The following is a 15,168-nucleotide window of genomic DNA, read 5'->3' on the forward strand; positions in this document are numbered from 1 at the left end:
CCATTATATGGAAGTAACCCTTTCCGAATTAGGAAAGGGTTACTTTTTGTTCTTTACTATAACTATTATACTCGTTTCTATGAGTCGTATTAAACAGGACGGTTTGTAATGGTGTTCCCTTCCTTGGTGTTTTCTTCGGAGGCTTCCTCCGTGCCGGAATTGTTAACTAGCTCATCTTTTGCTTCGACTGCTTTTGAGCCCACATCCTTAAGATCTTCTCCTGTCTCCTTGGCAGAGGAGATAATATCCTGAGCATCTTTTTTCACATCATTAACCTGTTCAACGACTTCTTCATTTGCCTTGTTATTAATTTTCTGAAGATCCCCTACTGCTTCCTTTAAAACAACAGTTGCATTCTGAATACGTTCCATCATTTGATCCTTCGCCGCAGTTGGGTCTGCTTTCACATCACTACTCATTTTGACGACAGAATCTTTTGCTTGGCCCGCACTTCTCATAACCTTAGAACGAGAATTTGAATCAAACATCACTACAGCGGCTCCAGCTAATGCTCCTACCGCCATTCCAGTCATTATCTTACTACCTACTCCGTTTCCTTGCTCATTATGCTCTGTATACTTTTCACTAGTCAATGTTATCTCTCCTCTTTCATATATTTTTTAATAATAAAGATCCGTCTAATTAGTTGGTGACTCTTATTTTTCTTTTCCACAGTTCGTCGGTTATTAAACTATGTTTTAGGAGAAAGTAATTTTCATCCCATCAAACGCAAAAAAAGGCCAAGGAGAATTTCCCCGTAGCCTGCAATAACAATTGACTGTTGTACTTGTTCGTATTTATCCTCTCATACCGAGGAATTTTTTCATTTTCTTAAATACACCGTCTTTATCTTCTAAAGACATAAGTGGTACGGTTTCCCCATTTATACGGCGACCTATATTCCGATAGGCAATAGAAGCTTTACTCGTAGGATCTAGGGCAATCGGTTCCCCTTTATTAGATGCTTTTATAACGTCGTCGTCATCTACAACAATCCCGAGCAAATCGATAGCTAAAATGGATACTATTTCTTCCACATCCATAGCATCTCCGTTTTTCATCATGTGCCTGCGAATACGGTTTATCACTAACTTTGGAGCAGCAACGCCCTCTTCTTTTTCCAAAAGGCCTATAATACGATCTGCATCACGAACAGAAGATATTTCCGGTGTCGTTACAACTATAGCCTTGTCTGCTCCAGAAACTGCATTTTTAAAACCTTGTTCAATCCCTGCCGGACAATCAATTAATATATAGTCATAATCCTGCTTAAGCTCGTCCACGATTTCTTTAACCTGTTCTGGTTCCACAGAAGTTTTATCTTTTGTTTGCGCTGCAGGGAGGAGATAAAGGTGCTCGAATCGTTTATCCTTAATTAGTGCTTGCTTAATTCGACAGTTACCTTGGACAACATCTACCAGGTCATAAATGATCCGATTTTCTAATCCCATGACAACGTCAAGGTTTCGAAGGCCTATATCAGTATCAATTAAACATACTTTTTTCCCGGAAAGTGCAAGGGCTGTTCCTATATTGGCAGTAGTTGTAGTTTTACCTACACCACCCTTACCTGATGTAATTACAATCGCTTCTCCCACTTTATTCTCCCCTTTCTAAAAACAATCTTTTCCCCTTTATTTCATTCTACCATTAATATCTATTAAAGTATCAACAACACGTACGGCGGTTCGTTTATAAAGCTATTTCCTCATATGATCGTGCTGAAGTTCGTATCACTCTAGCAATCTTTCACAAAGTCACTACTAGTATTCTTTTAAATATCCATGGATAATGTAGGACGAATCTTTCTTAGTTTTAATAATTTATCCAATACCATTTCTTTATCATCATTGACATACGCACATTCAATATTGCTCTGTATTTCTTCGTCATCCTTAGGAGGTCTGCGGATAATAGAAGCCACTCTTAATTGCGTTGGTTCCATTGTAGATGCACAAATGACAGCTTGATCTTCTCCTAAATAACCCGCATGAGCAATTCCGCGTAATTTCCCCATTATGTATATACTTCCTGTTGCCTTTACAGTAGCACCCGGGTTAACGTCCCCTATTAAAAGGAGGTCCCCTTTAACTTCTAATACCTGGCCAGATCGAACAACGGTTACGATGCGATTTATTTGTTGCAACTGTCTAATTTCTTCTGCTTTTACTTTTGAAATAACTTCTGATTCAATCGCTTCGATTCTCACGTTCATTTCCTGCGAAAAAAGACTCTCTAACTCTTCTTCTTGTTCAAGAGTCAAATAACGTGTACCAATAACGATTTTCGCCTTAATAGGTCCTTGAGAAGGCGACAAGGTTTCAGGCCGCTCAGATAATTTGTCCTTTAATTCTTCCTTTAAATGATCTAAAGTGCATTGATCGTCAAGTAAGAATGTTAACCCATCTTTTGTACCTTTAATAACGACAAATTGCTTCTTGCTTGTATTGGGCATTGCGCCTGTCACCTCCTAAAACTAGAATCAAGAACCCTAGAATACTTAGTCATTTAATTCTCCCAATCTTTTTTCCAAATATAGAAAACCTATTCGTAAAGGATAAGCTACAACTGCCAATACGATCAAATTCATCAATAGTGTTGGTAAAAAGCGGACCGAGAAAAACTCATCATTCGACATTTCTGTTAAGCCAAGTAGAATCATCATTCCGTACACATAGTATTCTAATAAGCCAACCCCAACAATGACAGTGATGATTGTCATTGACAAATTTCTTTTAAAAAACGGAATGGAAATAGAAAGTAAATAGACAATAACACCCATTCCAAAAGTATAAATTCCTAAAGTGGAAGAATAAACGATATCATAAATCACACCAAATATAACGGCATAAAAGAGCCCATTTGCTCTTCCTCGAAAAATTCCGGCAAATAAAATCAACATAAACATCCAACGAGGGATTACCTGATAATCAAATTCACCAGCATTAGGCGCAAAAATTTGGTAAACAGTACCTTCTACAATAAATAAAAAAAACAAAACGAGAAACAACGAAACTCTTATCATCATGAGTCATCGTCTCCGGACTCATTATTACTCTCTTCGCTATCCGCATTATCCTCGTTCTCAGATTCACCGAAGCCTTCAGCATCTGGATCAATGTCTTCCTCTAATTTTTCCGCACTTCTTTCAACGACCATGACATAATCCAACTGATAAAAATCAGCAGACGGTTGAACATAGGCTGTTTGAGTTAAACCAAATTCATCATACTCATAGTCTACAATTTCACCTATTTGAAGATTACGCGGAAAAACACCACCTAAACCTGAGGTAACCACTGTTTGACCATTTTCAAGCTCTACATCAATATTAATTTTAGTGAATTGTAAATAGCCTGTTTCCGGATCTATACCTTCAATAAAACCTTGAACTGCTTCATCTGCATCAACCGTTGCTGAAATTCGGTTTAATATATCCTGATCACTTAAAAGTTGGATCGTTGAAGAAAATTGCGAAACTTGATCGATTTTACCAATCAAACCTTCAGAAGTAATGACAGCCATATTTTCTTCGATCCCATTTTGTGCACCTTTGTTAATCCCTACCTGCTCATTCCAGCGATCAGGAGAACGCTGGATAACAAGTGCGGACCGCACCGTGTAATCCATCAAATCATAATCTTCTTTTAGATCTATTGCACCTTCAAGTTCATCGTTCCGTCTTCGAAGTTCATTTACTTCTACTTGAATTGTCGCGTACTCGTCTAAATGTGATTTTAATACTTGGTTCTCTTCATAAAGATTTCTCATATCATTCACGCTCTCAAAGAACCCCGCTGCTATATGTGAGGGTCCTGAAAACGCGGACTGTACCCAGCCGACTGTATCTTGAACGAATTGCTCCGGCCAAGACAAGTCACGTCGATCACTCATAGAGTAGCCGATTAAACCTACGAGGATGATCATACATACAAGCAAGATAATAAGGCGTTTATTTGAAAAAAATGGAGTCATTTGCGACACCTACTTATCATTTTCTATTTGAACGAACAGTTATTCCAGCTTTAGAGCGGAATAGATGAAGGTTTTCAAGTGCTCTTCCCGTACCAATGGCTACACAGTCTAAAGGATCTTCTGATACGAGAACAGGCATATTTGTTTCTTCACTTAATACTTTATCCAAGTTTCTTAACAAAGCTCCGCCACCGGTCAAAACAATACCACGGTCCATAATATCAGCCGCTAATTCGGGTGGAGATTGTTCTAAAGTATCTTTCACTGCTTGAACAATTTGTGTAACAGTATCTTGCAATGCGCCCGCAATTTCTTTCGCATGAATCGAAATTGTTTTAGGTAACCCTGAAACAAGATCTCTACCTCTAATATCCATGACTTCTGTTTCTTCTGCTTCTCCTGCAGAACCGATCTCAAATTTAATTGCTTCCGCTGTACGTTCACCAATCATTAAACTATACGATTTCTTTACATATTGAATAATTGCATCGTCCATCTCGTCACCGGCTACACGAACTGACTGACTTGTTACGATACCACCGAGAGAAATAATAGCAACTTCTGTCGTTCCGCCACCAATGTCTACTATCATACTTCCAGTAGGCTCCCAGACAGGTAAATTCGCGCCGATCGCAGCCGCAAATGGCTCTTCTATTGTAAATGCTTCTCTAGCTCCAGCTTGCTTCGTTGCATCTTCTACTGCCCTTTTTTCAACAGCAGTTATTCCAGACGGGACACATACCATAACGTTTGGTTTACGTGTGAAAATGGAACGGTTACGAAGCGCCTGTTGAATAAAGTACTTCATCATCGTCGCTGTTGTATCAAAATCGGCAATAACTCCATCTTTCATTGGACGTATTGCGACAATATTTCCTGGTGTTCTTCCGATCATATTTCGTGCATCGCTACCAACTGCCTCGATAGAACCTGAGTCAGAACGAATAGCAACCACAGAAGGTTCACGTAAAATAACCCCTTTTCCCTTTACGTAAACTAGTGTGTTAGCTGTACCTAAATCAATTCCTAAATCCTTTGAAAATCCTGCAAACATCTATGTATCTCCCTTCATCCATTCGAGCTTATTCTCATCTATTGGTTTGTATCAACTTAATTTCTTGTCATAAAATCTTCAAATAGTCATTAAAAATGGCCCTGTTTCGAATAGTTATGCTGACGGCTCAGCCTTATTCCTCACGTTTTACTTTAAGCCATAAGATTTTTTTGAACAGTTACTTCATGATTTCTCGTCGATAAAGATAATTATACTCAAAGAATCATCTATTGAGTAGCTTTTTCATGAATCAACAAAAAAATCCTCATTTTATCCTAACACAACCAATGAATCCTGTACATCGAGAAGTAGACTAGAACAGACAGGAAGGGGATTAGCAAGATGCTGAAGCAGAAGTCCCGTTTTGTAATGGTAAATTTTGATTATAAATGACCTTTTTCTTTTAGGGATATAAACCTATGATCTCCAATAATAATGTGATCAAGTACCTCAATCCCAATCATTCGACCAGATTCTATTAGGCGTTTTGTCACATCGATATCTTCTTTACTTGGTGATGGATCCCCGGATGGATGATTATGAAGGCATATAATCGAGGCTGCTGAGTAGCGAAAAGCTTCTTTGAACACCTCACGTGGATGAACGATACTTGCATTTAAACTACCGATAAATATTGTTTGTTTATGGATAACTTGATTTTTCGTATTGAGGTAAAGGCATATATACCTTTCATAAATACATATAATATTCGAGTTTCTACTATTATATAGTACAACTTATGTCACCTATGTGAAGATAGTTAATAAAACATCAATATTACAAAGATCCAAAGATCCTTCACTTCACTGCTTTATCATTTTTATGCACAAAAAAAGTAGCTTCCTTTAGCTACTCTTAATCATTTCGTTCGAGATATGGTTTTCCACTTTCGATCATTGCCTCTATGGCCTCTTTGTTCTCTGTAAATTCTTTAACATCTGAATCGATTAATTTACTTTTAGAGTATTTACTACTGCTCCCCACAGTAAAAGTGATAATATTTTCATCCGCTTCACTAAAGGTAACAAACAGCATATCGTTTTCGTGATATTTCTCCTGGAAACCTACCAACTTCATTAAATCTTCATCCGCTAAATCATCTATAATCGTATCACTGTTTGCAGCCTCTTCAATAATGTTCATAACTTGAAGAGAGTCATTAGCTAGATCTTCATTTACATTTTCATGGACCTTCACTTCCCCACACCCTACCATAAATACAAATCCAACTAATATTAATAAGTATTTCACTATATCACTCCTTTATCCCTATTTTACACTGCTAACAGCATAGGAAACAATACCCATTTGACAAATAGAACGATTGTTCTTATTTTAATTATAAGGAGTGATTATTGTGGATGACATGGAGAGAAAAATATACCGTATCGTTTGGAATATCAAACTTACACAGCAAAGATATACTACATACAAAGAGTTGCTTATAAAAACGGGACGTACTGAAAAAGGTTTAAATGATGTATTGGAGAGTCTAGTTGAACAAGAAGTAATTTGGTGGGACAAAAATAAAACGAAGGATGTAGCGTTTAGGAAAGAGCCATATGAATCTGTTTTTGACCGTTAATTTTTTTCTTATCTTTAATTATCTGACGACATTTTATCAGCAGATTATATTCTTCGGTGGTAATAACTTTCATGTGGGCAATATCATTACGGATGGGCTTTAGATTAAGTAGAGAAGTAAATTCATCGTTGTCGAAGTAGTTGTTAAAAAGAGGATGGTGTTTGTAAAAATTAAGGACTTCACGAAACGTCATTAACTCCAAGGGTTTATTCAGAGATATAAATTCCTCCCACCTCCATCCGTGTCTTTTATAAAAGGTAGAATGGACATTGTACTTTAGGAGCGTTTCAACTTCATAAAGCATTTTATAGGCCGAGGTCATGTAATCTATATCATTTTCATGCATGAGCGTGGCTCCTTTCGAGGTTATTTTGAGTTTATCGAGGTAAATCTTAAAAATATTATAAACCATATTACTTCAAATGTGTATATGGTTTCCACATTTATACAAAATATTTTCAATCACCCCTTTATTTAGTCCATAATACATGGTACATTTGTAATGTATTTTTTTATAAATTAGGAGGTTTTTATTATCGAAGCATCAGTAAATGAAGGTAATGTAGTCCATAGGGTGGAAGTTAATTCTTATTTTGATGGTGGATTACTGCAGTATATCGGGTGGGTGATTTTAGGTTTTTTAGTTACTGTCTGCACACTTGGCATATGTTATCCTTGGTCAGTAACAATGGTTTATGGTTGGAAAGTTAACCATACCGTAATCGAAGGAAGACGTTTAAGGTTTACTGGTTCTGCAGTTGGCTTGTTTGGTAACTGGATTAAGTGGTGGTTCTTTACAATTATCACTCTAGGAATCTATGGCTTCTGGGTTTTCATATCTATTTACAAGTGGAAAACAAAGCATACAAAATTTGCTAAATAGTTATTTTTTGCGATGGAGTCGAGCCTGGAAGATGGCGGGCTCTTTTTTTGTTTATCCCGAAAAATCACCACTTTACATAATAGTAACCTCCCTTGAATAAACTATACGGAATATATATAGTTGGAGGGATATAAAATTGCACTCAATTTGGAAAGGAACACTTAGCTTCGGATTAGTCAATATACCAGTTAAATTACATGCTGCCACAGAAGATAAAAATATTAAATTTAGATCGCTCGACAAAAACACAAATGCTCCTATCCAGTACAAAAAAGTATCGTCTGAAACTGGCGATGAAGTGGCTAAGGAAGACATTGTTAAAGCTTATGAATATGGTAAGAATCAGTTTGTTATTTTAGAAGATGAGGAGCTTGAAGAACTAAAAGAAAAAAATGACGAAAAGAGCGTTGACGTAATTGATTTTGTCAATCTTGATGACATCGATCCGATTTACTTCAATCGTAGCTATTATTTGTCCCCGGACTCCGGTGGAAGTAAAGCATACGCTTTGTTACGGCAATGTATTAATAACACAAACAAAATTGCAGTTGCTAAAGTTACTATCAGATCTAAAGAAAATTTAGCAGTTATAAGGGTTTTTGAAAATACTCTGATGATGGAATCCATTTTTTATCCTGACGAAGTTAGACCAGCTTCTGATGTTCCGGGTGTACCTGAAGAAACTAACCTATCTGCAAAGGAAATTAAAACAGCAGAAATGCTAATTGAACAATTAACAACCACCTTTGACCCTTCCGCGTATGTTGATAATTATCGTTTATCTGTAGATGAACTTCTACAGAAGAAATTAGCTGAAGAAAAAGACATAGCAAAACCTACTGGCAAACCAACTGAGCAGGTTACTGACCTTATGTCCGCTCTACAAGCCAGTATTGACAAGTCTAAAAAATCTAAAAAGAAAGAAGACACTAAAAAGAAAAGGGTTAAGAAAGCTACTTAACTGGAAAGTATTACACGCCCACATGGCATTATATTGATTGTATAATTGCCCAGTAGGAGTGTGAAACGACGTGTTAAAACCGATGTTACTTAACAAAATTGAAGAACCTTTTAATGACAAACGATATATAACAGAGCTTAAATTAGACGGAATAAGAGTAATACTAACAAAAGAAAATGGAGTTATAAGCCTGTTTACATCCGATGGTAACAATATAACTTCGATTTTTGAAGAACTGACGAAGATAGAAATCCCGGATGGGACAATACTGGATGGGGAGTTAGTCTCGCCGGATAACCATGGAAAACCAGATTATAAAGCCATTATAGAAAGGCTTAATTCTACTCAGAATTTACATCAAAAACCTATTACTTTTGTTGTGTTTGATATCTTAAAACATTATGGAAGAGAGTTGCACGCTAGTACCTTAATTGAAAGAAAAATGATCTTAGAACATGCGTTACCAATCGATAACGAATTAATCACAAAGATACAATATACAATTGGTCACGCTGAAGAATATTTTGACATCATAATTGATCGAGGTCTTGAAGGGATTGTGATGAAAGATAAGCTATCGAAGTATATCTACGGAGAAACAAATCAATGGTTTGAAATTAGGAATCCATCATATATTACACCTATTAGGTTAATTGATTGAGCAGGAACCTAAGCCCCTGCTCTTTTTATTACTTTCTTGGATAATTGGTAGTATGCCCAATATTTACTTAAATAACATCTGAAATGTTTGTGGTCCAGCAATACCATCTTTAGCAAGATTCTTTGTACTTTGGAAGTTACGGACTGCATTTCGTGTTCGAGTACCAAATACTCCGTCAATCTTACCTAACTTAAATCCACTGCAATGTAGGATAGCTTGTAGAATCCACGTAATGTTACCTTTGGCGCCTTGTCGCACATTAATGCATGCCTTACGAGTGTTAGGACCAAAGATGCCGTCAACGATTAACTTGGCGTTTGTCTGCTTGTTTAATTCGGTTTGCAGTCCTCGAACGAGAGCACCTTTTGTTTCGTCACCATAGATGTTATCTACAGCAATCTTTAATCCGTAGCGACTGTTCACGGTTGATTGGACACCAGCGATAATACCAGTGACTTCTTTTGTTTTGACTGTTGAAGGAGCTTTACTATTGCTAACGGTTCCAGTTAGCGCTTCTGTTGGTTTGTTTCCACTTAACCTAGATCTTACTTGACTCATGTTAATACCAGGGCAACTTGTACTTGTTCCGCTAAACTCATTGTGCCCTAACACATCTTTGACAGATAAGTTAAAACGAATCATAGCAGCCTTTGCTCGTTCTTCGAATGCCTTTTCTTGGGCATCAGTAAATGAGCCATTACCTACTACACAAATATGGAATGTAGTTGAGTTATGGTTTAGAATGCCGTTTGTAATCACGTTATCGCTGTAGCATCGCTGAACAGTGCCATCTAATAATATAACTTCGTGGTATCCACTTGTTAGCCAACGATGATGATTTACATGATAATCAGCAAAAGAAAAAGCATCCCCGATTATCGTAGCCGAGTGATGCCTTGCAATTTTATTTACTTTTGATACGTTCCGTTTACTTGTCCCGCCTGGCATTTGTGATCTTACATCTAGTATTTTACTCATTACTCTTCATCTCGCTTTTCATTTTTAGTGCTAAACTCTTCCTTCACTTCTTTACTAAAACCGCTTTCTGAATTTTGTTCATTTTTTATAACGTGCAATCTTTCTGAAATAGAGGAGGGTATGAGCACACCAATTTCACTCATGTTCTCTACGATTGACAACCCTTCACTCGCAATATAAAAAACTACGGTAGCGTATGTTACCGCACCGTTCATCCCTAACACTTGATCGATTACGTTTGCTAGAATAATAACTCCAAAAACAAGTATCTTTCTTGCAAACCCAAACAAAGATTTACGACTCCACAAGTTTCTGTTTTTAAATGCTTTAACTAATCCTGTCACTACATCTACTACCATCAACAAAGCGAGCAAGTGTAAAAATTTTACCTCTCCAAACAAGTGCATCCTAACGACCTCTAAGTGTTCCAAATTAATTCCTCCTAATATAATCACTTTTATCAACTCCTATTTAGTTTTCATGACATAATAAAAAGAGCCCAAAATAGGGCTCTTATACTCACTTTCTAAAACTATATTCTTGTAAAATAAACATACATCTGTAGCATTGGAAGTCCGTTTTGATATCGCGTGATACATTACCACACTTATTCTGACATTCTAAGACATTACCAACAAAATTGCATTCCTCATTCAAACACTTTGCATTTTTTTCTCCTTCTCTCCCCCACAGAGTAGATTCACTCTTACACTTAGGGCAATTGAGTAGTTTTGTTTGTTTTTTCGATTGATTCATTTTCCACATATTCCCCCTCCCTACCTAATATTTTACAGGAGTGTGTCGAAATTTGGCATAATAATAACAAAAGTAATAATACTACTACTCTGCAGTAGGAATTTCTTCACCGCTCGTCAATTCTTCTATTAGAACTTCTTTCAATTTAGCTTTTAACTTGTCGATTGATTCATTTCCTTGATACTCTTCTGGACTTAATTCCACTCGGATACTTGAATCGATCTTTCTACTTTCTGTTTTAAAGCTAAATCGAACATCTACACCAGTAATATCACCTTCACCAAACTTAGTATTAATGGAAGCTATTTGAATGCTCATTACTTATCACTCTCCTTTTCGAATTGATCACATAGGTAATCGTAAGTTAATGCCTCTTTCCCTTGCCATTCTTTATCACATTCTAGCAATACGCTTTTTATCGTCTTTAACATCCCTTGCGAATCCCCACCATCCACTACAAGTTGCTCCTCATATAGTTCTCTTTTATCCTTAGAAAAAGCATCAATGTCTTTTACGTCCCATAATTTTTGTCCATTATCTATTTTGATTTTTGGCTCGCCCTCTTCGTCTAAATGACAGTGTTCCTTCAGAAGTTCCTTTTCTTGTTCAGCGATTTCTACCAATCTTTCATCCATCAGATTAATAAATTTGGTGCGGTGACGGCTCTGTTTACCTTTTAAGGACAAATTAAAAAGCAGACTCCCAGCCTGCTTCAACTTTCCATTATCTAATTTTACAATCATGCTATTTCCTCCTCATATTCATCTGAATCAGGTCCAGTGGATTCCTCCATATATATATCTTCATAACCTATTCGATTCCCTACTATTTGAAAAACTACCTCAGTAGCACCACCCTCGACTAACACTTTAAATCGATCGGTCATTCTTTCTAATATTGTAACTGCGGTTTGATTCTGAACATGAGCCACAACAAAATAACTGCTTATCACTTCTCGATAAATCTGCTCAATGCCAATCTCATGAATGCCTTCTTCTAAATTCATTTCCATATGGGTTGTAAACAAATTACGTGTATCCTCTATGGCATACATTCGATCCGCTGACGGAAAAATTACCATAAATTCTAATGTCATCATTCATATAATTTTGGATGCCGAGTATATGATCACTACTTCCTAGATAGCCAATCCTCCCCCACCTAATTCCCATTCCAGCATTCCAAAACTCCATTCTTGACAACCCATATCCACTACTCGATCCTTCAATTTTGATAAGCTGATCTGCTCTTACATTAGATTCAAAACGGATATCTCCCCCGACTTCATTTCTAATTGAAAAATCAGTGTTCGTTGGATTTCCAAACCCCGCCCATCCTAATCTTTTCAACCCATTTCTAAATTCCATGTATGAAACTGCGGTATCTTCTAAAGAGCTACTTTGTAACTTTAAGCTTCCTCCACCTCTTGCATATAGATTTCCTTCGGCATGAATTTCCCCATCAAAAATGGATCTATTTGCATTAATACGAAAACCTTCTAAGGGTATTTGATTACCATTTACATCGTTCATAATTAATTCTAGAGCATTGTTATTTGTATTAAATTCGATGTAGCCTGTCTCTTCATAAGGTTGGTTAATATCGGGTATCCATTGGGAGACTTGCAACCGAATACCCCCGACACCTTCTTGCTCGATGTTAGGATTTTCAACGATTAACATAGGTGATTGAATAGTTCCACTAAATGTCCCTGTAGCTGCAGACAAGTGCTTTACAACCAACTCACCGTTTTCGATTTCAACATCACCAGTGATATTTAGTTTTTCCACATCAATCGTAGCACTTTCAGATGTTAGGTTAATTGCTCCGATAACTCCATCCTTTTCTACTCTTAACTCAATTTCACTATTCAAACCGTCAATATCTAGCTCTGCACTCGATACACGACTGGTAAGATCATTTACAGTACTAGATTCTGCTTTTAAAGTTATTTGGCTATTAAGACCATCAATATCAACTTCAGCACTGCTAACTCTAGATTCAATCGCACTGACTGTGCTAGATTCTGCCTTAGCATTAATTTGAGTTGTGTGTTGCGAAATGGTAGATTCAGCAGTATCCACACGACCTTCTAAGCTGTTAAAAGTAGATGACTCTACCTTAGTTACGATAGCTCCCTCTAGAGCACTTATGTTTTGTTCTGCTGTTGTAGTTCGCGTTTCTAGACTAGTTACAGTAGATGCCTCTGCTTTTAGATCAATCTCTCCTGCAAGCTGATTAATTTCTGATTCAGCATAAGAATAAACAGAATCTATTTCTGCTTGGGTATCTTCCGGTGCAGGTGTCCAATCGGTAGCTTTGTTTCCTCTTTCAAGTTTGATCCATTCAATTGTCGAATTCTCGACCACACTACTAGGCATATGGTATATACGTAAAAATTCATTTATAGAATTCGCCTTCCAAAGAAAAGTGGTGGTATACAATCCTTTCGGGTTTTTAGTTGACATATTACCACCGAACGACGTACTTCCACCGGAATTATATGCTCTAAAATAGTCTTTTCCTTCTGCTAATTCACCTTTTATTGTTAATGTTAATTCTTCCCCATCCTTTAAATCTTCGGTCAAGGTATAATCTTTTACACTATAACTAGACGTTGTTATCGGAATATTCGATCCTAACAATAAATTTCTTCCCCCGACTTTTATCCCGTCGATATTATCTTGAAGGGTAGCAACTCCCGAATCGTATGTGGTCTTTTCAACCTTTGAACTTATATCCGTTTCGGTTTGCGATATTCTAGACTCGTGACTATCTAAGGTTTGTACTACCCCATTTTGATCTGTTTCATATTCAATAACAGAAACAACATTATTAAACATCCCGTCTAATTCAGAAATTGAGTAAACATCATTTAAATTTGCTTTATCTATTAATTGACCATCAACGTATTCTAATCCTACTTTCCCTTCTAGATCATCCACTAATTCAGCGACTTTAATATCATACTCTTCTTTAGCTACTGCATATTCCTTTGCTCTTTGTTCTGCTGCGGCTGCTTCTGTATCTGCATGTAATTTTGCAGCTGATTCAGCATCATTAGCTTTTTGAGTAGCATCTAAACTAGCTTCATCGATAGCTTCAGTTTTTGCTGTATAAGATTTATTTGTAGCATCTGTTGAAGCATCAGTTTTTACAGTATCATCTTTATCATCAATTTCTATTTTTGTATAAGTCCGATCTAGTAACTGCTGTTCGGATACTTTTTTAGCAAGTGTGGACCGCATACTGTTAAAAAGAGCTAGCAGATCATCTTCCTCATATTCAATAAAATCACCTAAAACATAGGTTTTCCGAGATGGATCAGAGATAGATCGTGAGACTTCTTTAACTTGCGCCTCAAGATAAAGGCTTGGTGTATATGAATTATCTTTAATTCTTACTTCGTCTCTATATCTCACTTTTTCATGAGGCAAGCCAAAGACGTCCTCACTAACTTGATTTGCTTCATACGACACGATAGTGTTAATACGCTTATTTAACTCCGTTTGCCCCAGTGATCGTAAACGGGATTCAGTCATGTTTTCATCATCAGACTGAGGTTCATAAACTTTCCACAAGTGTTCGCCGTCTCTTCCCCAGCGTTCTCTTGCTTCTTCGTCTTTCACTTCAATTTCTAACCGGTTACCTGCCTCATCTTCTGGACCTAAACAAATAAGTGCCGTTACTAATTCGTCTGTTTTTTCATTTCTTACCACACCGATCAAGTCTTTTTTGTTCTTAATCTCTTTTCCTTTCCAAACTCTACGCAACGGTACTAGATCCACATAACGCCCAGTCACTACGTTACCATCTGTCTCAATTCTAAAATTAAGAGCCAGACCATAAGTACTCGCAATTGTTTTAAGCGCTTGGTAAGGGGACGTGAATTTATCAAAACGGATCGTGCGTATACCTGCAAAATCTACGTTCCCCGGTTGCCAACCGGTATCAGCTACTACCGTACTAACTGCACTTCCGCTTGTCACACCTTCTAAATCAAAAGGAGCGATAGGTTTGGCTTTTAGCAAATCTTCAAGATAACTAGCGGTCGAAAACACTTCCACTAATTCATTTTGCTTGATTACTTCGTCAATAATAAATTCACGAAACCCTGCATCCTCGTCAGGGATTAAAATACGATTTCGCCCTTTCAAATGCTGGCTATTATCATACAGAGTGGTATATTCGAATGTCTCCACTCCAGTCTCAGCATTGCGAACATGTTCATCATCCCAAAAGAGCTTGCTTTTATTGCTATAAAAATCAATGATCTGATCGGTTTGGTGATTTAAAATGTGTATCGTTGTCAAAA

General features: G+C 37.0%; 17 protein-coding genes and 1 pseudogene. 4 read left to right on the forward strand and 14 right to left on the reverse strand.

All coding sequences use genetic code 11. The features are described from left to right. Positions 1-89: 89 nt before the first annotated feature. The 8 genes and pseudogenes from ACHABW_RS15145 to ACHABW_RS15180 form a co-directional block, all read right to left on the reverse strand. Entirely contained in the window at positions 90-593 is a 504-nt protein-coding gene (locus tag ACHABW_RS15145; protein WP_435756291.1) for a YtxH domain-containing protein, read from the reverse strand. 204 nt (positions 594-797) lie between these two features. Continuing rightward, positions 798-1,598 carry a septum site-determining protein MinD gene (minD, locus tag ACHABW_RS15150; RefSeq protein ID WP_110935020.1) on the reverse strand — a complete coding sequence of 267 codons (801 nt, stop codon included), beginning with the start codon at positions 1,596-1,598 and terminating at the stop codon, positions 798-800. Between the two features lie 176 nt (positions 1,599-1,774). Further along, positions 1,775-2,455 carry a septum site-determining protein MinC gene (gene minC / locus ACHABW_RS15155; RefSeq protein WP_435756293.1) on the reverse strand — a complete coding sequence of 227 codons (681 nt, stop codon included), beginning with the start codon at positions 2,453-2,455 and terminating at the stop codon, positions 1,775-1,777. Positions 2,456-2,500: 45 nt separating this feature from the next. After that, complete coding sequence (gene mreD, locus ACHABW_RS15160; RefSeq protein WP_435756295.1) at positions 2,501-3,028, reverse strand: rod shape-determining protein MreD; 528 nt, start codon at positions 3,026-3,028, stop codon at positions 2,501-2,503. Continuing rightward, positions 3,025-3,975: a rod shape-determining protein MreC gene (gene mreC, locus ACHABW_RS15165; protein ID WP_435756297.1), complete on the reverse strand. Its 951-nt coding sequence runs from the start codon at positions 3,973-3,975 to the stop codon at positions 3,025-3,027. The genes mreD and mreC overlap by 4 nt, the downstream gene beginning before the upstream one ends. A 16-nt stretch (positions 3,976-3,991) precedes the next feature. After that, a complete protein-coding gene (locus ACHABW_RS15170) occupies positions 3,992-5,029 on the reverse strand; it encodes a rod shape-determining protein (RefSeq protein WP_110935017.1) in 1,038 nt (345 codons plus the stop codon). 383 nt (positions 5,030-5,412) lie between these two features. Further along, positions 5,413-5,721, reverse strand: a pseudogene (gene radC, locus ACHABW_RS15175) (RadC family protein); the annotation flags it as partial. 163 nt (positions 5,722-5,884) lie between these two features. Next, positions 5,885-6,280 (reverse strand): hypothetical protein, encoded by a 396-nt coding sequence (locus tag ACHABW_RS15180; RefSeq protein WP_435756300.1) that lies wholly within the window; start codon positions 6,278-6,280, stop codon positions 5,885-5,887. Positions 6,281-6,386: 106 nt separating this feature from the next. Between ACHABW_RS15180 and ACHABW_RS15185 the strand changes: the two genes are divergently transcribed. The 4 genes from ACHABW_RS15185 (at position 6,387) to ACHABW_RS15200 (ending at position 9,119) form a co-directional block, all read left to right on the forward strand. Next, positions 6,387-6,614 carry a hypothetical protein gene (locus ACHABW_RS15185; RefSeq protein WP_435756302.1) on the forward strand — a complete coding sequence of 76 codons (228 nt, stop codon included), beginning with the start codon at positions 6,387-6,389 and terminating at the stop codon, positions 6,612-6,614. Between the two features lie 574 nt (positions 6,615-7,188). Continuing rightward, a complete protein-coding gene (locus tag ACHABW_RS15190) occupies positions 7,189-7,497 on the forward strand; it encodes a hypothetical protein (RefSeq protein WP_435756304.1) in 309 nt (102 codons plus the stop codon). 136 nt (positions 7,498-7,633) lie between these two features. Beyond that, positions 7,634-8,458 carry a Ku protein gene (locus ACHABW_RS15195; RefSeq protein WP_435756306.1) on the forward strand — a complete coding sequence of 275 codons (825 nt, stop codon included), beginning with the start codon at positions 7,634-7,636 and terminating at the stop codon, positions 8,456-8,458. A 70-nt stretch (positions 8,459-8,528) separates the two neighbouring features. After that, positions 8,529-9,119, forward strand: coding sequence for an ATP-dependent DNA ligase (locus ACHABW_RS15200; RefSeq protein ID WP_435756308.1), 591 nt, complete (start codon positions 8,529-8,531; stop codon positions 9,117-9,119). A gap of 63 nt (positions 9,120-9,182) precedes the next feature. On the opposite strand, the gene ACHABW_RS15205 is transcribed toward ACHABW_RS15200, so the two are convergent. The 6 genes from ACHABW_RS15205 to ACHABW_RS15230 form a co-directional block, all read right to left on the reverse strand. Next, positions 9,183-10,097, reverse strand: coding sequence for a peptidoglycan-binding protein (locus ACHABW_RS15205; protein WP_435756310.1), 915 nt, complete (start codon positions 10,095-10,097; stop codon positions 9,183-9,185). Beyond that, complete coding sequence (locus ACHABW_RS15210) at positions 10,097-10,504, reverse strand: phage holin family protein (RefSeq protein ID WP_435756444.1); 408 nt, start codon at positions 10,502-10,504, stop codon at positions 10,097-10,099. Before ACHABW_RS15210 ends, ACHABW_RS15205 begins: the two co-directional genes overlap by 1 nt. 433 nt (positions 10,505-10,937) lie before the next feature. After that, complete coding sequence (locus tag ACHABW_RS15215) at positions 10,938-11,171, reverse strand: hypothetical protein (protein WP_435756312.1); 234 nt, start codon at positions 11,169-11,171, stop codon at positions 10,938-10,940. Then, on the reverse strand, positions 11,171-11,596 hold the full coding sequence (locus ACHABW_RS15220; RefSeq protein WP_435756314.1) for a DUF1617 family protein: 426 nt from the start codon (positions 11,594-11,596) through the stop codon (positions 11,171-11,173). The genes ACHABW_RS15215 and ACHABW_RS15220 overlap by 1 nt, the downstream gene beginning before the upstream one ends. Beyond that, positions 11,593-11,880 (reverse strand): hypothetical protein, encoded by a 288-nt coding sequence (locus ACHABW_RS15225; RefSeq protein ID WP_435756316.1) that lies wholly within the window; start codon positions 11,878-11,880, stop codon positions 11,593-11,595. The genes ACHABW_RS15220 and ACHABW_RS15225 overlap by 4 nt, the downstream gene beginning before the upstream one ends. A gap of 1 nt (position 11,881) precedes the next feature. Next, positions 11,882-15,166 (reverse strand): phage tail spike protein, encoded by a 3,285-nt coding sequence (locus ACHABW_RS15230; protein WP_435756318.1) that lies wholly within the window; start codon positions 15,164-15,166, stop codon positions 11,882-11,884. Positions 15,167-15,168 lie beyond the last annotated feature (2 nt).

Origin of the sequence: Salipaludibacillus sp. CF4.18, assembly GCF_051262595.1 — a bacterium.
Classification (GTDB): Bacteria; Bacillota; Bacilli; order Bacillales; family Salisediminibacteriaceae; genus Salipaludibacillus; species Salipaludibacillus neizhouensis.